Origin of the sequence: Catenuloplanes niger (assembly GCF_031458255.1) — a bacterium.
GTDB lineage: Bacteria > Actinomycetota > Actinomycetes > Mycobacteriales > Micromonosporaceae > Catenuloplanes > Catenuloplanes niger.
This window is the reverse complement of the sequence record NZ_JAVDYC010000001.1, coordinates 7761424-7778823: the sequence shown is the minus strand read 5'-3', so window position 1 is coordinate 7778823 and position 17400 is coordinate 7761424. Positions and strand designations below refer to the sequence as shown.

12 protein-coding genes are annotated in these 17400 nt (G+C 74.6%); 5 read left to right on the top strand and 7 right to left on the bottom strand.

The features are described 5' to 3' along the window. Positions 1 to 117 precede the first annotated feature (117 nt). The 3 genes from J2S44_RS34080 to J2S44_RS34070 all read left to right on the top strand — a co-directional run bounded on the left by J2S44_RS34080 (position 118) and on the right by J2S44_RS34070 (position 4446). Positions 118 to 1107: a hypothetical protein gene (locus tag J2S44_RS34080; RefSeq protein ID WP_310422507.1), complete on the top strand. Its 990-nt coding sequence runs from the start codon at positions 118 to 120 to the stop codon at positions 1105 to 1107. 252 nt (positions 1108 to 1359) lie between these two features. Next, complete coding sequence (locus J2S44_RS34075; protein WP_310422505.1) at positions 1360 to 3159, top strand: alpha-amylase family glycosyl hydrolase; 1800 nt, start codon at positions 1360 to 1362, stop codon at positions 3157 to 3159. A gap of 93 nt (positions 3160 to 3252) precedes the next feature. Beyond that, positions 3253 to 4446, top strand: a complete 1194-nt coding sequence (locus J2S44_RS34070; protein WP_310422502.1) for a beta-ketoacyl-[acyl-carrier-protein] synthase family protein — start codon at positions 3253 to 3255, stop codon at positions 4444 to 4446. Between the two features lie 118 nt (positions 4447 to 4564). Here the strand turns inward: J2S44_RS34070 and J2S44_RS34065 are convergent, their stop codons facing one another. Next, positions 4565 to 5032: a molybdenum cofactor biosysynthesis protein gene (locus J2S44_RS34065; RefSeq protein ID WP_310422499.1), complete on the bottom strand. Its 468-nt coding sequence runs from the start codon at positions 5030 to 5032 to the stop codon at positions 4565 to 4567. A gap of 103 nt (positions 5033 to 5135) precedes the next feature. On the opposite strand from J2S44_RS34065, the gene J2S44_RS34060 reads away from it, so the two are divergent. Further along, a complete protein-coding gene (locus J2S44_RS34060; protein ID WP_310422496.1) occupies positions 5136 to 6731 on the top strand; it encodes a Na+/H+ antiporter in 1596 nt (531 codons plus the stop codon). Between the two features lie 309 nt (positions 6732 to 7040). Next, on the top strand, positions 7041 to 7466 hold the full coding sequence (locus tag J2S44_RS34055) for a PPOX class F420-dependent oxidoreductase (RefSeq protein ID WP_310422493.1): 426 nt from the start codon (positions 7041 to 7043) through the stop codon (positions 7464 to 7466). Between the two features lie 143 nt (positions 7467 to 7609). On the opposite strand, the gene J2S44_RS34050 is transcribed toward J2S44_RS34055, so the two are convergent. The 6 genes from J2S44_RS34050 to J2S44_RS34025 all read right to left on the bottom strand — a co-directional run bounded on the left by J2S44_RS34050 (position 7610) and on the right by J2S44_RS34025 (position 17214). Further along, positions 7610 to 8284 carry an ABC transporter ATP-binding protein gene (locus J2S44_RS34050; RefSeq protein ID WP_310422490.1) on the bottom strand — a complete coding sequence of 225 codons (675 nt, stop codon included), beginning with the start codon at positions 8282 to 8284 and terminating at the stop codon, positions 7610 to 7612. Then, positions 8281 to 9225, bottom strand: a complete 945-nt coding sequence (locus J2S44_RS34045) for an ABC transporter ATP-binding protein (protein ID WP_310422487.1) — start codon at positions 9223 to 9225, stop codon at positions 8281 to 8283. Before J2S44_RS34045 ends, J2S44_RS34050 begins: the two co-directional genes overlap by 4 nt. Beyond that, positions 9225 to 11945, bottom strand: coding sequence for an FtsX-like permease family protein (locus J2S44_RS34040; RefSeq protein ID WP_310422483.1), 2721 nt, complete (start codon positions 11943 to 11945; stop codon positions 9225 to 9227). Before J2S44_RS34040 ends, J2S44_RS34045 begins: the two co-directional genes overlap by 1 nt. 11 nt (positions 11946 to 11956) lie before the next feature. Beyond that, the gene (locus J2S44_RS34035; protein ID WP_310422479.1) at positions 11957 to 15094 is read right to left on the bottom strand and encodes an FtsX-like permease family protein; all 3138 of its coding nucleotides are present in this window, start codon (positions 15092 to 15094) and stop codon (positions 11957 to 11959) included. Between the two features lie 107 nt (positions 15095 to 15201). Beyond that, entirely contained in the window at positions 15202 to 15768 is a 567-nt protein-coding gene (locus tag J2S44_RS34030; RefSeq protein ID WP_310422476.1) for a thymidine kinase, read from the bottom strand. 753 nt (positions 15769 to 16521) lie between these two features. Then, the gene (locus tag J2S44_RS34025) at positions 16522 to 17214 is read right to left on the bottom strand and encodes a hypothetical protein (RefSeq protein WP_310422473.1); all 693 of its coding nucleotides are present in this window, start codon (positions 17212 to 17214) and stop codon (positions 16522 to 16524) included. Positions 17215 to 17400: the final 186 nt, after the last annotated feature.

The window sequence follows — 17400 nt, the reverse complement described above, 5'->3', positions numbered from 1 at the left end:
AGAGTCAACGTCTTTTGCTCGAGAACCCGTGCAACCGAGTCGCCGGATGCCGCGTGTTCCTCACGTCGAGCGGCTGACACACGGGGGTCAGTCGCGACTCGAGCAGGGGGAACAGCCATGAACAGTCCACTTAGGACGATCGCGCCGATGCTCGCCGCCGCCGGCCTCCTCGGTACCGTCGCGCTGACCGCCACGCCGGCCGTGGCCGCACCGGAGGCCACCGCCACGACGTGCCGGGTGAACCACCTGCCGTTGCCGCAGAACGCGACCGGCTACACCACGATCATCGCGGGCGGGGACGTGAAGGGCCGGTACGCGGTCGGCAGCGTCGAGATCGCCGGCCGGACCGAGCAGGTGCTGTGGAAGGACGGCGCGGTCAGCGTGCCGCCGCTGCCGTTCGGCGAGGGCGAGCTGCGGGACGTGAACTCGTCCGGCGTCGCGGTCGGCTACGGCCTCACCATGAACCGGCACGTGGTGCCGGTGGCCTGGTCCGCGGCGGGCGGGCTGCGCGAGCTGCCGGTGCCGTACGAGGGCTGGGCGGGCGACGCGTTCGCGATCAACTCGCGCGGCGACATCGTCGGCCAGGTCAACGACCCGGCCGACGTCGACGACCAGCTCGCCGTGCGGTGGCCGGCCGACGCGCCCGGCACCGTCGAGGTGATGGCGGCCGAGGGCCCGCACTACGGCCTCGGCGTCGACGAGGACGGCACCGTGCTGGCGCAGCTCGGCAACTACGTCTGGAACCCGGGCCCGGCCGCGGTCTGGGACCCGGACACCGACGAGGTGGAGCTGCTCGGCGAGGGCACGTTCGCCACCGAGATCAGCGGTGGGTACGTCGCCGGCTCGAAGCCGGGCCCGGACGGCGACCTCCAAATGATCTTCAACCTGAACGGCCGGGACCGCGAGGTCCGCGCCCTGGACACCGTGACCACGGTCAACCGCTTCGGCGACGCCGCCGGCTGGGGCCCACTCATCGAGCGCCGCAACGGCTCCACGCTCACGCTGGAGTCCCCGGCCGGCTACCCGTTCGTGTCGGTCCTCAGCGACACCGGCATCGCCTACGGCAAGTCCGCCGGACTGCCCGTGCGCTGGACGAACTGCCGCTAGGCGCGCAACGGGCCCGGGCCCGGGTCCAGCACCGGACCCGGGCCCTCCCGTCGCTCACGACCATGATGCCGGCGGGCCCGCACGACCGTGGCGCCTCGGACCACCGCGAAGCCGTAGCGGGTGCACCGGCCCTCGTCGTGCATCGCGATCCAGGCCGGCGGGGCCGCGGGCGTCACCCCGCGTACCCCCGAACGGGTCCGAAAAGCGGCAGCGGGCTATCTCCGGGGCGGACGCGCGCAGTAGAAACGAGGGATGCGCAGTGTCGGTGACATCGATTTCGAACGGCTGACCGGGCGGGCGTTCCATCCGTCGCCGGTGGCCTGGGAGGACGAGGTCCTCTACTTCCTGATGGTGGACCGGTTCTCGGACGGCCGGGAGCGGGACTGGCGGGACAACGACGGTGTGTCGGTCGCGTTCGGCGAGACGCCGCGGCTGCGGCCGGAGAACCACGGCAACGCGCTCGGCACCGAGGCGGAGCGGGCGGCCTGGCGCGACGCGGGCGAGCGGTTCGCCGGCGGCACGCTGCGCGGGCTGCGCGGCAAGCTCGGTTACCTGCGGCGGCTGGGGATCACCGCGGTCTGGGTGAGCCCGATCCTGAAGCAGGTGCCCGGCGTCGAGAGCTACCACGGGTACGGCATCCAGGACTTCCTCGACGTGGACCCGCACTTCGGCACCCCGGAGGACCTGCGCGACCTGGTGACGACCGCGCACGCGATGGGCATCCGGGTGATCCTGGACGTGGTGCTCAACCACACCGGCGACGTGTTCGACTACGCGGTCCCGGCGCCGGTCTGGGACGGCTCGGAACATCCGGTCGCCGGTTTCCGGGACGCCGACGGCAAGCCGGCGCTGCCCGTCGGCCCGCTCACGGACCGGGACAGCGGCGTCTGGCCGGCCGAGCTGCAATCCCTCGAAACGTTCACCCGCCAGGGCCGGATCCGGCACTGGGACCGCTGGCCGGAGTACCTGCGCGGTGACTTCCAGACGCTGAAGGACGTGTCGCTGCTGCGGCCGGACGGTGGGCCGTCGCCGGCGCTGGTCGCGCTGACCCGGGCGTACCAGTTCTGGCTCGCGTTCGCGGACCTGGACGGTTTCCGGGTGGACACGGTCAAGCACATGGACCCGGCCGCGGCCCGCTACTTCGCCTCCGCGATCCACGAGTTCGCGGCCGGCATCGGCAAGGAGAACTTCTACCTGATCGCGGAGATCACCGGCCCGCGGTCGTTCGCGTTCCAGACGTTGCAGGCGGTCGGGATGGATGCGGCGCTCGGCATCGCGGACGTGCAGGACCACCTGGAGTGGCTGGTCAAGGGCCGGCAGGACCCGGCCGAGTACTTCGGGCTGTTCCGGGACGCGCTGCAGGACGGCAAGGACTCGCACACCTGGTACCGCAACCGCGTGGTGACCGGCTACGACGACCACGACCAGGTGCGCAAGGGCGCGCACAAGGCCCGGTTCGCCGCGACCGAGCACGGTGACCGGCTGGCCGTGGCCGCGCTCGCGCTGAACGCGGCCACGCTCGGCATCCCGTGCGTCTACTACGGCAGCGAGCAGCTGTTCGACGGCGCCGGCGGCGACGATCGCTACCTGCGGGAGGCGATGTTCGGCGGCGCGTTCGGCCCGTTCCGCAGCCGCGGCCGGCACGCGTTCGACGAGGAGCACCCGGTCTACCGGCAGCTCGCCCGGATCCTGGCGCTGCGCCGCCGGGTGCCCGCGCTGCGCCGGGGCCGGCAGTACCTGCGCCCGGTCTCCGGCGACGGCGTCTCCTTCGGCCTGCCGCGGGTCGTCGGCGACGGCCCGATGCGGTCGGTCGTGCCCTGGTCACGGATCTTCGCCGACCACGAGGTGCTCTGCGCGATCAACACCGATCCGTTCGCGCCGCGTACCGCGTGGGTGACCGTCGACGCCGGTCTGCACCCGCCGGGCAGCGAGCTGACCTGCCGATTCAACACCGACCCACACCTCGAGGGTACGGTCGTGCGCGCGGAGCCCCGCAACGGCAGCGCGATCCCGGTCACCGTGCCCGCGGGCGGTTTCGTGGCGTATTGGTGATCACGTGAGCACTGGTTGGACTGGGGTTTGACGCCCGGCGGGCCGATACTGGATCACGCAGATATCCATGTCGGAAATATCAGGGGATTGTCGATGCTCGAGTCTCGGGACGGACGGCGGGTCGTGGTCACCGGCGTCGGGGTGGTGGCACCGTGCGGGATCGGCGCGGCCGACTTCTGGACGGGGCTCGCCACACCGGTACCGCCGTCGGTCACCCGTGAGGTGCCCGGCTTCGATCCCACCACGATCGGCCTGTCCAAGGTGGAGGTGCGCCGCCTCGACCGGTTCGCCCAGCTCGCACTGGTCGCGGCGGACGAGGCGATCGGCGACGCCGGCCTGGCCGACGAGTCGGCGCGGGACGGTGAGCGCACCGGTGTGCTGATCGGCTGCGGCATCGGCGGCGCCTGGTCGTGGGAGTCGCAGGTCCGGCTGATAGACGAGAAGGGCCCGTCCCGGGTCTCGCCGCTGACCGTCCCGATGGTGATGCCGAACGCGGCCGCCGGCGCGGTCTCGATGCGCTGGGGCCTGGCCGGCCCGTGCGAGACGATCTCCACCGCGTGCGCCACCGGCACCCAGTCCATCGGCAACGCGGCCCGCTGGATCGCGGCGGGCCGCGTGGACACGGTCGTCGCCGGCGGCACCGAGTCCTGCCTGACCGGTGTCAACCTGGCCGGCTTCGGCAACATGCGCGCGCTCTCCCCGACCGGCGTGTCCCGTCCGTTCGACACGGAGCGGGACGGCTTCTGCGCCGCCGAGGGGGCCGGCATCCTGGTCCTGGAGGAGTACTCCCGGGCCGTGGCCCGCGGCGCCCGCATCTACGCCGAGATCGCCGGTGTGGGTTCCGGCGCGGACGCCTACCACATCACCGCGCCGGCACCGGGCGGCCGCGGCGCGGCCCGCTGCATGCGTGAGGCGCTCTCCGACGGCGGCGTCGCACCGTCCGACGTCACGCACATCAACGCGCACGGCACGTCCACGCAGCTCAACGACGCCGGCGAGGCCGACGCGATCGCCGCGGTCTTCGGCGGCCACCGGCCCGCCGTCACCTCGATCAAGGGCGTGACCGGCCACTCGCTCGGCGGCGCGGGCGCGATCGAGGCCGCCGCGCTGTCCCTGACCTTCGCGCACCGCTCGCTCCCCCCGACGATCGGCACCACCACGGTCGACCCGGCCCTGGACATCGACGTGGTCCTGTCCCCGCGCGACTGGGAGCCGGCCCCGGCGCTGACCAACAGCTTCGGCTTCGGCGGCCACAACGCGACGCTGCTGTTCACCCCGGTCGGCTAGGAATCCCGCACCGGCCCGGCCCGACGGCCGGGCCGGGCGCGGCCCGGGTGCCGGTGCGCGGATCCGGAGCCGCGGCCGGGCACCCCGGGCGCGCCGGGTCACGGAACCGGCTCGGGCGTCAGGAGACCGTGACCGGGCCGACGCGGAGGAGCCCGTCGTCCAGCGGCGTGCAGCGGACCCCGCCGCGGCGGCGGAGCGCGCGCCAGGCGCCGGGCTCGACCGTCACGTCCATCCAGGCGCACGGGTGCGCGGCCCGGTTGACCCGCAGACGGACCGGGCCGTCGCCGGAGTCGAGCGTGAGGACCGTGCCGACCAGGTCGTCGACGGCCACGCCGGAGAGCAGCACGTTGCGGCGCACCTCCGCGAGCCCGGTCCCGGGTGGCAGCGACTCGGCCGCGATCAACGTGACGCTCGCGTCGCGGTGCGCGGGGTGGCCGAAGTACCGGTCGCCGACGACGCCCAGGCCGGCCCGGACCCGCACCGAGTCGCGCAGCTCGCCGGCCGGCGCCGGGGCCGGCCCGTCCTGCGGCCGGCCCTCGAACCGGTGCACCGGCGAGGCCAGCAACTGCATGATCACGGCGTTCATCGGGCCATGGTGCCGCACCGCCCGGCACGTCCGCGTACCGCCATGACATGGTTTGGTGGGGAGGATCGCGCAGAGGGGAAAGCCGGTACGGATGGTCGAAACAATGGCGCTGGTGCTGGGCGGGCTCGTGGTGGTGATGGTGGCGAACGCCGTCGCGCACCGCACCGGCCTGCCGGCCTCGGTCCTGCTGGTCGTCGCCGGGATCGGGTACGGCTATCTGCCGGGACCGAATCTCGAGCTGGACCCGGACGTAGTGCTCTACCTGGTCATCCCGCCGCTGCTGTACGCGGCGGCGCTGGAGTCGAGTCTCACCGCGATCAAGCGGAACATGCGTACCGTGCTGGGCCTGTCCGTGGGCCTGGTGCTGGCGACCGCGCTGCTCGTCGGCCTCGGCCTGGACCTGTTCGTGACCGGGGTGACGTTGGCGGCCGGCATCGCGGTCGGTGCCGCGGTCGCGCCGCCGGACCCGGTCGCGGCGCTGTCGATCGGCCGCAAGGCGGGCCTGCCGCCACGGCTGATCACGCTGGTCGAGGGCGAGGGGCTGCTCAACGACGCGACCGCGCTGACGATCCTGAAGGTCGCGGTGCTGGCCACGGTGAGCGGCCACTTCTCGCTCGGGCACGCGGTCGGCGAGTTCTCCCTGATGGCCGCGGGCGGCCTGGCGATCGGCCTGGCGTCGGCGTGGCTGCTCGGGCAGGTGCGCCGCCGGATCACGGATCCGCTGATCGACACGGCGCTGTCCCTGGGTACGCCGTTCGCGGTGTTCCTGGTCGCCGAGGAGATCCACGTCTCCGGCGTGCTGGCCGTGGTGGTCTGCGGCCTGTGGCTGGGTCACCGGGCACCGTCGATGACGACGAGCCGGTCGCGGCTGCAGTCCCGCCCGGTGTGGCACTTCGTGGAGTACCTGCTCGAGGGGTACGTGTTCGTGCTGATCGGCCAGCAGCTGCCGTCCGTGCTGCGCGCGCTCACCGAGTACAGCTGGACCACGATCGTCTCCGCGGCCGGCATCACGGTCGCGGTGGTGCTGTTGCTGCGGCCGATCTGGCTGTACGTGATGGCGCACCTGCCGGGCCACATGCACGCGCGGCTGGGCGGCGACCCGAACCGGAACAACCCGGCGCTGTCGATGCGCGAGCTGACCGCGCTGACCTGGGCCGGCACCCGCGGCGTGATCACGCTGGCCGCGGTGTTCACGCTGCCGGCCGACACGCCGAACCGGGATCTGCTGCTGTTCTGCGCGTACATCGTGGTGCTGGTGACGCTGATCGGGCAGGGCCTGACGTTCGGGCCGCTGCTGCGCGTGCTGCGGATCCCGGGCACGGACGTGAGCCGCGCCCGGACCCGCAACGAGGCGCGCGCGGCCGCGATGGAGGCCGCGGTGGCCAGGCTGGACGAGCTGGAGGAGTCGGAGGACCCGGCGGTCCGCGCGTCGCTGCCGGGTGCGCGCCGGCTGGCCGAGGCCCGGCTGCAGCGGTACCGCGACCGGCTGGCCGTGCTGAACGCGACGGAGGACGAGGCGCTGCCGGTCAACGAGGAGTACCGCGCCGCGCAGCAGGCCCGCCGCGAGATGATCATGGCGCAGCGGGAGGAGCTGCTGTCCTGGCGGGACTCCGGCATGCTCGAGGACACGGACCTGCGGATCCTGGAGCGCGAACTGGATCACGAGGAGAGCATCCTCCCCTCGCCCGGCAAGCACTGAGTCGTGGCGGGGGCCGGCTCCCGGCCCCGCCACGATCGGGCCGACTCCCGGCCCTCGCCACGACCGGGCCGGCTCCCGGCCCCCGCCACGACCGGGCCGACTCCCGGCCCTCGCCGCGATCGGGTCGGCTCCCGGCACCTTCCACCGGGCCACGGCGGCGCCGGAACCAGCGGGCCGACACGGCCGCGGCCGGAACCAGCAGGCCGGCACGGCGGCGCCGAACCAGCGGGCCGACACGGCCGCGGCCGGAACCAGCAGGCCGGGCGGGCGGCCGGAATGTGCCGCGGCCGGCCCGGGTTGGGGCGGAGTATGACGCCTGACGAGCTGCACGACCTGCTGGCAACCACCAAGATCGGCATCCTCGCCACCATCAAGCGGGACGGCCGGCCGCAACTCTCCCCGGTCACGCACTTCTACGACCGGGACGCCGGCACCATCCTGGTCTCGATCACCGACGGACGGGCGAAGACCGCCAACCTGCGCCGCGACCCGCGCGCCACGCTGGAGGCGACGAGCGCGGACGGCTGGTCCTGGGTGACGGCCGAGGGCACGGCCACGCTCACCGGGCCCGGCACCGACCCGGACGGGCCGGAGGTCGCGGCGCTGATCGACTACTACCGCAAGGCGGCGGGCGAGCACCCGGACTGGGACGACTACAAGCGTGCCATGGTCGCCGACCGTCGCGTGCTGCTCACCATCACCGTCGACCGCGTCTACGGCGCACGCGTCCGCTGAGGACACGCGTCCGCCGAGGACACACGTCCGCTCAGGACCGGCCCCGCCGAAAACCGCGGACCGCGCCCCGCCGAAAACCGCGGACCGCGCCCCGCCGAAAACCGCGGACCGTGCCCGGCCGGTGACCCCGGCCGGGCACGCCGTCACAGCGCCGGGACCGGGGCCTCGGCCAGCCGGCCGTCGCGCAGCGTGAGGACGCGGTCGGCCAGGTCGATCAGCGTCGGGTCGTGCGTGGCGACGAGGACGCACATGCCGCGCGAGGCGACCAGCGCGCGCAGCAGGTCCATGATCGACCGTCCGGTCTCCGAGTCCAGCTGCCCGGTCGGCTCGTCCGCGATCAGCAGCGGCGGGTCGTTGGCCAGCGCGCGGGCGACCGCGACGCGCTGCTGCTGGCCGCCGGACAGCTCGTACGGCCGCTGGTTCGCGTGACCGCCGAGCCCGACCAGCTCCAGCAGCAGCGAGATCCGCTCCTCGCGTACCGCCGCGGGCTGTTTGTTGAGCCGCAGCGGCACGCTGACGTTCTCCGCCGCGGACAGGATCGGGATCAGGCCGAACGACTGGAACACGAAGCCGATCGTGGTGCGGCGCAGGTCCAGCAGCTCCCGCTCGCTCGCGGCGGTCACGTCGTGGCCGTCGATCACGATCTGCCCGGAGGTCGGCCGGTCCAGGCCGCCGACCATGTTGAGCAGCGTGGTCTTGCCGGCGCCGGACCGGCCGCGGACCGCGACCAGCTCGCCCCGGTTCGCGGTGAACGAGACGTCGCGCACGGCCTCGACGTCGCCGTAGTTCCGGCTCACACCGGACACTGAAATGATCATGATTCCTGCCCCGGGAAAACGGCGACGTGGTCGGTCTCGAGCGTGAGCTTGACGCGCTCGCGCAGCGCCAGCTCGTCGACGAACGTGGCGGGCAGCTGCAGCCGGCCGCTGCGGTCGATCACCGCGTACTCCTCGGAGATCAGCTCCTCCACGCCCTCGTCGGTCAGCCGCGCGGACCGGCGGACCTCCGCGGAGGTGCGCCCGTCGCGGATCTGCACGGTGCGGCGGACCTGCGACGACACCGAGTGGTCGTGGGTGACGACGACGACCGTGACGCCCAGCTCCGCGTTGATCGTGCGCAGTGCGCCGAACACCTCCGCGGCCGTGGCCTCGTCCAGCTCGCCGGTCGGCTCGTCCGCGAACAGCACCTCCGGGTTGTTCGCCACCGCCACCGCGACCGCGACGCGCTGCTGCTGGCCGCCGGACATCTCGCCGGGCCGCCGGTTCGCCAGCTCGCCGACGCCGAGCATGTCGAGCAGTTCCGACGCGCGCCTGCCCGCGCCACGCCGGCGCCGGGCCAGCTGCTGCGGCAACTCCACGTTCTCCCGGGCGGTCAGGTAGGGCAGCAGGTTCCGCGCGGTCTGCTGCCAGATGAACCCGACCGTGTGCCGCCGGTAGGTCAGGCGCTTGCGCGGCGACATGGTGAGCAGGTCGTACCCGGCGACCCGGGCGATGCCGGCGGTCGGCACGTCCAGGCCGGACAGCACGTTCAGCATGGTCGACTTGCCGGAGCCGGACGCGCCGACGATCGCGATCAGCTCGCCGCGGTCGACGACCAGGTCCAGCCCCTGGAGCGCGAAGACCTCCACGCCCTCGGTCTTGAAGATGCGCACCAGGCCGTCGCAGACGATGTGCCCGCGCAGCCGGTCGGTGCCGCCCGCCCGCGCGGCGGCACGTTCGGCCGCCCGTCGCTGCAGGATGGCCAGATCTGGGGCCGCCATCAGTTCTCCTCTCCGAGGCGGAGCACCTCGCCGAGGCGCATCCGGCGATTCAGCCCGCTCTCCACCAGCAGGGCCAGCAGCAGCGCCGGCACCATGAGCAGCGGAACACCCAACACCAACACCGGGTCCACGTGGGTACGGACCGGAGCGCCGGCCGTGAACCCACCGAGCCCGAGCGCGGGCCCGAGCACCTGCGGCAACGCGATCCCGACCGCGCCACCGGCGAGCACCGCCACCGCGACCAGCGGCAACAACTCGTAGATCAGCAGCCCGCGGCCCTGCCCGGCGGACAGGCCCATGGTCCGCAGCCGGGACAGCGTCCGGCCGCGCCCGGCCGCGTCGGCCAGCACGGTGAAGCCCACCGCGAGCAGCGCCAGCAGCGTCGCACCGACCGCACCGGCCGCGAACGTGAAGCTGAGCACGCCGTTGACGCCGCCGGCCTCCATCGCGGCCCGGTACCCGGCCCAGGTGGTGACCGCGGCCCGCTGCTCCAGCTGCGTGTCCGGCACCGGACGGCCGAACACGCCCGCGAAGTAGTCCAGCTGTCCCTGGTCACCGGTCGCGGTCAGCTCCGCGGTGGAGAAGCCCTCGCCGGCGATCAGGAACCGGTTCGGCACGAGCTCCGCGTTCCGCGGCAGCGGCAGCGCGGCGGCCGGGAGCGCGATGAACGAGCGCGTGCCCAGGTCCAGGCCGGGCAGCGAGTCGACGACCGCGGCCACCCGGAACGCGTACCGGCGGCCCTGCACCTCGGTGGCGCCGGCCTCGCCGACCTCGGCCGCGACCGACGGCGACACCACGGCCGGGACCGGTGCGTCGTCCGTGGCGACCCGGGCCGCGTCCAGCAGCACCGGCGGCAGCGTGACGCCGCGCCCGCTGTCCCGCAGCACCCGCGCCATCGCCGGCCCGTCCACCACCAGCTGCTGGGCCTGGACGGTCTCGTGGCTGCCGGTGCCGAGCCGGTCCTGCAACCGCACGCCGGACTCCACGCTCAACGGCACCACCGAGGTCACCCCGTCGAGATCGGACAGCGCCCGCGCGGTACCGGACCCGAACGCGTACCCGGTCAGCTGTGCGTCGCCGGCCACCGCGCTGTCCGCGGCACGGTCCCGGGCGTACCCGACGGTGCTGGTGACGACGCTGGTGAACACGCCGGTGGCGATCGCCACGACCAGCACCGCGAGCGGCCCGAGACTGACCGGCGCGGCCCGGCCGGCCCGGGCCAGGCCGAGGAACGGCACCACGCTGCGGGACCGGTGCGCGAACCGGCCGACCTGGCGCAGCGGCCACGGGACCGACCGCACCGCGACCAGCGCGGCCGCGACCGCCAGCAGCACCGGCACGGACGCGAGGAACGGGTCCACGCCGACGTCCTGGCTGAGCCCGCGGCGGCGCAGCACGACCACGCCGAGCACCGCGAGCAGCAGCAGGAAACCCTCGACCGCGAGACGCCGTACCGACGGCCGCTGCGTGGTCAGGTCCTGCCGGCCGCCGAGGAACCCGGCCCGCATCGACATGGCCAGCACCGGTACGGAGACCGTGGCGACCAGCCCGATGCCGAGCACGGACCACCACTCCCCCGGCGCCGCCCGGCCGGGCAGCAGCGTGCCGGCGGCCCAGCCGGCGATCACCGCGGCCGGCACCACCACCGCGGTCTCGGCGAGCGTGCGCACGCCGATCGCGGTGCCGGTGCCGCCGCGGGCGCGCAGCAGCGACAGCTCGTCCCGCCGCCGGTCCACGGCCAGCCGGGCCGCCAGCACGATCAGGCCGAGCAGCGTGGCGACCAGCCCGGAGAGCACCACCGCGAGCAGCGCCGCGACCGCGCGCTGCCGGCCCTGGAAGGTCAGCAGTTCCCGGTCCAGCGAGGTGGTCAGCCGCAGGCCCTCGTCCGGCGGCGTGCGGGTGGCCTCGGCGATCGCGGTGATCAGCGGGGCCAGGCCGTCCGCGGTCAGCCGGTTCTCGTCGACGCGGTACCGCCACTCGTAGGCGAGCATCCCGGTGCCCTCCGCCGCCCGCCCCACGCCGGCCGCGTCCGTCAGCAGGGCGACCCGCCACGTCGTGTCCGTCGAGGCGGGCCCGCAGGCCACGGTGGCCAGCACGACGTCGTCCCAGTCCGGTGCGGCCGGGTCCAGCGGCGCGTAGACGCCGACGATCGCGGCCTCGACCGGGACGCCGTCCGGGCCGGCCACCGCGAACGCGGTGCCGACCTGCGCGCCCAGCCGGAACGCGGCCGCCTCGGAGATCATCACCTCGACCGGGCCGCTCGCCTTCGTGTCCGGCGCCCGGCCGGCCGTGATCCGCGTCCGGTCCGCGAGGCCGGCCTGATAACGGAACGACAGGCTGGGCGGGCAGGGCGTGGCGAACCGGCCCCGCGCCACGGTCACCGCGGGCTCGCCCGGGGCGGACGGGCCGCCACCCACCCGGGCGGCGAACCAGCGCTCGCCGATCGCACCGGGCAGCGGCGCGGGCAGCGTCACCCGGTAGCGTTCCAGTCCGCCCTCCGCGCCGGCGACCTGGACCCGGCCGTCGATCAGCGGTTCCGCGCCGTACGTGAGGTCGCGGGCCGCGTGGTGCAGCCCGCGCACGTCCGCGCGCAGGCCGTCGTCGGTGAACCCGTTCGCCAATCGGGGCACGCCGCTGACCAGCAGCGACGCCACCAGCCCGAGCGCCGCGAGGAGCGCCAGGTACCCCGCCGTGGCCCTGATCCGATGCAACAGCCTCATCGTCGCGTTCCTCACCGGTCCTCACCGATCCGCAGCTGCGCCACGGCCAGCTGGTTACGCAGGTTCACCCCGGACAGCGCGGACAGCGCGAGCGCCAGGCCGAGCAGCAGCGCGCCGGTCACCCCGACCGCCGGCCAGTCGACCTGCAACACCGGCTCCGGCACCGGCCGCTCCGCGGACGGCGTCAGCACCACCAGCGGCGCCATCGTGGCCGCGACCGCGATCCCGACGCCGAGCCCGGCCAGCACGCCCAGCCCGGCCAGGAACGCCTGCTCGATCAGCAGCGCGCGGGCCAGCTGGCGGGCGCCGACGCCGAGCGTGTGCAGCACCGCCATCTCGGTCAGCCGGCGGCGCCCGGTGGCGCGCACGTCCACCGCGATGCCGACGGCGGCCAGCAGCACCGCACCGAGCGCGGCCGCGAACAGGGCGGCCCGCGCGCCGACGCCGTACGGGTCGGAGTCCGCCGCGCCGCCGAGCGCGACCCGGTCCAGCACGGTCAGGCCGCTGAGCGCCCCGGCCGCGTCCGCGGCCTCGGCGCGGGCGCCCGGCCCGGCCGCCACCCACCACTCCTGCGGGCCACGGGTCAGGCCCCAGGTGTTGAACACGGTGGAGCTGAGCGACGGCAGGTCCACCAGCAGCGACGCGGACTGGGTGTCGCCGGGCAGCGAGTCCGCGCGGCCGGTGACGACCACCTCGACCGAGGCGCCACCGAGCGACAGCCGGGTCGTGCCGCCGACGTCCAGCCGCAGCGCGGAGAGCGCCGCCGGGGTCGCGACCACCGGCACCGACAGCCGTTCGGTGGCCTTCGGCACGACCGCGAACGTGAACGACCGGACCCCGAAGATCACCCCCTGCACCGTGAACGCGGCGCGCACCCCCGCCCCCTCGGCGGACGCCTCGCCGACCCGGCCGGCCCGGTCCGTGCCGTTCCACCGCGGCGTCGCACCGGTCAGGTCCAGCGGCGTGCCGTCCACGGCCAGCCCGGTCAGCGTCCAGTCGAGCCGCTCGCCGTTACCGCCGACCGCGTCGACGACGAACCCGGCCAGCCGGTCCGCGCCGGGCGGCAACTCCACGTCGAAGCGGGCCGTGTCGCCGGGCCACGTCTCGCCGAGCGGGAGCCGGTACGTCGTGCCGTGCCCGTCCGCGAGCACGGCCGTGGTCCGGATCGGCGAGCCGACACCGTCCCCGGAGAACGTGCCGGTCAGCCGGGTGCCACCGGCCGGCAGCGACACCGCCGGCGCGGTCCGCCGCGCCTCGGCCAGCCCACCGAGCAGCGCCTCCGCGCCGCCACCGGCCAGATCGTCGCGCAGGCGCAGCACGCCGGGCGCGGCCGCCGCGTCCAGCGCCACCATGTCGCCGAGCGCGTTCTCCGGGCCCATCCGCAGGCTGTCCCGCCAGGCGGGCAGCACGGTCGCGGCGCCGGGCAGCCCGGCCAGCTGCGCGGCGCGGCCGGCCGGCGCGACGCCGTTCTGCTCGACCAGCCGCAGGTCCGCGCCGGTGACGTGGTCCGCCTGATCCGCGTTGGACCGGGCGGACGTGCTGGCCAGGCACCACGCGACCGTGCTGACCGCGACCGCGAGCGAGAGCAGCAGCACCGGCCCGGCGTGCGGGCGGCGCCCGGCCTGCCAGGCGCCGAACGTCGCGGAGATCCACTGCTTGCGGTCGACCAGGCGCTCGGCCAGCCTCGTCACCGGCGGCAGCAGCCGCAGCGCGACCACCGTGCCGCCGAGCACCGCGATCGTCGGCGTGGCCGCGAGCAGCGGGTCGATGCCGAGTCCGCCGCCGGACCCGGCCAGTGGCGACGAGTACTGCCGCAGCTGCATCCAGCCGAGCCCGGCGAGCACGATCAGCAGCAGGTCCAGCCCGGCCTTCTGGAACACCGTACGTCTCGCCGGCCGGGCGCGGGCGGCCAGCTCACCGGCGTACGTGCCGCCCTTGCGCAGCGCGGGAGCCAGCATCGCGACACCGCAGCCGAGCGCGGCCAGCACCGCCACGATCCAGGCGAGCGCGTCCGTCGACGGGTCGAGGTCGATCGCGGCGTCACGCAGCAGCGGCAGGTCACCGGCCGCGCCGACCAGCCAGGTGGCCAGCGGCGGCGCGACGAGCACGGCCGGCAGCACCACCAGCAGCGCCTCGCGCGCGGCCAGTACGGCCAGCTGGTTACGGGCGGCACCCCGGGCGCGCAGCAGCGCGGTCTCGTCCCGGCGCTGCTCGGTCAGCAGGCCGGCGACCAGCAGCAGCGCGTACCCGCTGAGCACGATCACCAGCAGCATCGGGGTGACCAGCGCGGACCGGCCGACCAGTTCCGCGGTGGCCAGCCGGCCGGCGAGCGCGCCGATGTCCGACGTGACCAGCCCGGACCGGCCGAGCCCGGTCGCCTCCGGCAGCCCTTCGGAGACCACGGCCGCGTCCCGCGCGATCCGGCGCAGCTCCGCCAGCGCGACACCGTCCAGGTCCGGTTCCACCAGCCAGGCCGCGGACGCGTTCGTCAGGAAGGTCGCGGTGAACGTGTCCCGGCCGACCACGAACGGGCCGTAGCCCGACGACTGGTCCGGGGTCAACCGCCAGTAGGCGTCGTTGGTGTCCCTCGGCACCCACAGGCCGGTGACGGTCACGTCGGTGATCTTCTTGCTGACCCGGTCCAGGATCGGCACCGTGTCACCGGCGCGCACGCCGAGCACGGCCGCGGCGTCGTCGGCCAGCGCGGCCTGCGGCGCGTCCGGCGCCGGCCACGCGCCCGCCACCAGGTCCGCGTGGTCCTCGATGCCGTCCAGGAACACCACGGACGCGTACACCGTGCCGTCGTCGTCCGGCTGGGCGGTCCCGGTCGCGCCGACCAGCTGCCGGCCGGCCGCGTAGCCGGCCCCGGACACCACGGTCTCCCGCCCGCCGAGCCCGCCGGCCAGCCGCTCCCGCACCCTGCGGTCCCGCTCGTCCAGGCCGGCCGCGTCCCCGCCCGCCGATCCCCGGATCAGGATCGAGCGCTGATCACCGTCCGCCGCGGACACCGCGCCACGTGCGCCCGCGTCGACGACCTCCCGGCTGTAGCCGGCCAGGCCCGTCAGCAGCGCCGTCGCGATCAGTGTCGCCGCGACGGCCGCGACCAGCAGGCTCCTCGCCGCGCGGGCGCGCCGCATCACCAGCCTCATCGCCGCCGTCAACTCCTCACCCGGGCGGCGCTGTTCGCCTCCCTCAGTCAGACAGGAGAGGCGAGGCCCACGAAAAGGTTCGCAGGCGTCTCCGATTCGTGATCTAGCTACCGCTCGTCATGATCAGGAAACACGAAGCAGCGGCGGCAGCGGGCCTCATACGTGTAGGTTCCGTCGTCCGGCAGCGCCGTCGACGGCGCCAACCGCCTGATCATGGGCGTGCCGTGCTCCAGCACCTGCGTCCAGCCCGCGTCCATGCTCCGGCACACGTCACAGACCGCACGACGGTGGATCACCTTCTCCGGCGCCAGCTCCAGCAGCGCCCGGATCGGCGCGAACAGCTCACCGCGATGATCCAGGTCGATGCCGGCCGCCACCACCTTCACGCCCTTGCCCAGCGCCTCACCGAGCACGCCCACGTCCGCGACCGAGAACATGTGCACCTCGTCCACGCCGATCACCTGCACCGGCCGGTCCAGCGCGCCGCGCAGGCTCGCGACCTTCTCGGTCCGCAGACTGCCCCCGGCACGCGACACGATCTCGGTGTCCCGTCCGTGCCGCATCGACTGGAATATCCGGTGCGGCACACCGGCGTGCTCCAGCGGCGAGAGCAAGCTGATCATCTCCAGGCTCTTGCCACCCTTGACCGGGCCCACGATCACCGTCAGATCCACGGCGCCGATCCTGCCGCCCTGGCCCGGGGCTGCCAACCACGACCCGCCCGGGGGTCACGTTCATCACCCGGATGAAGATCAACCGCCGGATCTTCCCACTTCCGGCGGGGGCGCTCAGCGGTGCTCCCGCGGGCTCCGGTCAGCTGCCACTCACCATCCGGGGCCCGCGGTCGCGCGGGTTCAGCGAGCCCCGCGGTCGCGCGGGATCAGCGGGACCCCCGCGGTCGCGCGGGTCTCAGCAGGACTGCGGTCGCGCGAGATCAGCGGGGCCCCCGCGGTCGAGCGGGTCTCAGCAGGACTGCGGCGCGCGGGTTTCAGCAGGCGCCGCGGGCGCAGATCTCAGCAGGACCCGCCTGCGCGGGTTCCAGCAGGCGCCGCGGGCTCACGGTGCCTGCCGGAACCCGCGCGGGCGGTGGCTTCGATCGCCGTGATGCGGAAGCCGGCGCGGGAGTCGCCGGCCACATGCCTGGAGGCCTGCCGGTGGGCCGGTTGCCGGGTCCGGGCGGCCGACGTTTCTTGACTATGCGAGGTATGGCCGTTTGTGGGTTGCGTCCAGTGCATGCCTCCGGCGGGCCTCGGGCTCCGGGGAGGGCGGAGGTTCCGGCGTGCCCGGGGTTCGCCGGCCCGGCTGCTTCTTCGTGGGTGGAATGGGTTTCGTCTCGTGTGCCTGGCCGCGGTCTGCGCGGTGCGCACGAGGAAACGACGCACGCGTGGGGACGGTCGGGAGCGGCTCCGTCGCCGGTGGGCGGCCGGTCAGCTCTTGATGTAGGAAGTGGCCGTGCGCTGGTCGCCGGCCGCGGTCGCGAACTCGACGGAGAGCAGCCACTCCTGGCCGGGTGGCAGTGGGGTCGTGCCGATGGCGGTGCCGTCGCTGACGCGGGTGATCTGGAAGGGGACGGCGGTGCCGCCGGTCCGGGGGGTGACCGAGGCGGTCCAGGTGGAGATGACGCCGCCGGTGGTGCAGAGGCGCAGCCGGTACGAGCCGGTGGCGCCGTTCGGTTCCAGTGTCGCGCTGACGTCGCCGCCGGCCGCGGCCATGGTGACCTGGCCGGGTGGGCAGGTGGGGGCGGAGGCGGCGTCGGTGGGACGGAGGATGTTCCACAGCGAGGAGATGACCGGGATCAGGATCAGCAGCGCCAGCGTCACCCACCGGGACAGTCGCGACCCGCGCGTGGCGAGCGGCATCTCCTCCGGCTCAGGCTCCGGCCACGGGCAACCGTCCGCGCAGGGCTCCCAGGACAGCACGTGCCGGCTGCCGGCGTGGGTCAGGCGGGGGCCGCGCCAGCGGCCGCAGCCCCGGGAGTGGGCGCGCCGGTCGGCTCCGCCCATCAGCTCCGCGTGGACGCGCCGGACGTCCGCGGCGACCGAACCCTCGACCGGCCGGATGGCACGACGGCGCACCGGCGCCGCGTTGCGACCCGGCCACAGGGTATGCCGCCCGTCCATCCTCACCCCCTGCCCTAGATCCTAGGTCGCCCGCACCCGCCCGGGCGAGGCCCCGTCACCCCTCGGGACGGCGTGGCACGGTGTGGCTGATCCGCCCGGCGGCACTGCCGGTGGACCGAAGGACCGGCGCACCGTTCACCGAAACGGGCGACGGCGGCCCGGGCGCCCTGATGCCCGGCCGTGAGG

What these genes read in the sequence shown, in the direction of transcription:
- J2S44_RS34045 (WP_310422487.1), bottom strand. Translation starts at nt 9,225, where the DNA reads ATGGCGGCCCCAGATCTGGCCATCCTGCAGCGACGGGCGGCCGAACGT.
- J2S44_RS34060 (WP_310422496.1), top strand. Translation starts at nt 5,136, where the DNA reads ATGGCGCTGGTGCTGGGCGGGCTCGTGGTGGTGATGGTGGCGAACGCC.
- J2S44_RS34080 (WP_310422507.1), top strand. Translation starts at nt 118, where the DNA reads ATGAACAGTCCACTTAGGACGATCGCGCCGATGCTCGCCGCCGCCGGC.
- J2S44_RS34065 (WP_310422499.1), bottom strand. Translation starts at nt 5,032, where the DNA reads ATGAACGCCGTGATCATGCAGTTGCTGGCCTCGCCGGTGCACCGGTTC.
- J2S44_RS34025 (WP_310422473.1), bottom strand. Translation starts at nt 17,214, where the DNA reads ATGGACGGGCGGCATACCCTGTGGCCGGGTCGCAACGCGGCGCCGGTG.
- J2S44_RS34035 (WP_310422479.1), bottom strand. Translation starts at nt 15,094, where the DNA reads ATGAGGCTGGTGATGCGGCGCGCCCGCGCGGCGAGGAGCCTGCTGGTC.
- J2S44_RS34055 (WP_310422493.1), top strand. Translation starts at nt 7,041, where the DNA reads ATGACGCCTGACGAGCTGCACGACCTGCTGGCAACCACCAAGATCGGC.
- J2S44_RS34070 (WP_310422502.1), top strand. Translation starts at nt 3,253, where the DNA reads ATGCTCGAGTCTCGGGACGGACGGCGGGTCGTGGTCACCGGCGTCGGG.
- J2S44_RS34050 (WP_310422490.1), bottom strand. Translation starts at nt 8,284, where the DNA reads ATGATCATTTCAGTGTCCGGTGTGAGCCGGAACTACGGCGACGTCGAG.
- J2S44_RS34075 (WP_310422505.1), top strand. Translation starts at nt 1,360, where the DNA reads ATGCGCAGTGTCGGTGACATCGATTTCGAACGGCTGACCGGGCGGGCG.
- J2S44_RS34040 (WP_310422483.1), bottom strand. Translation starts at nt 11,945, where the DNA reads ATGAGGCTGTTGCATCGGATCAGGGCCACGGCGGGGTACCTGGCGCTC.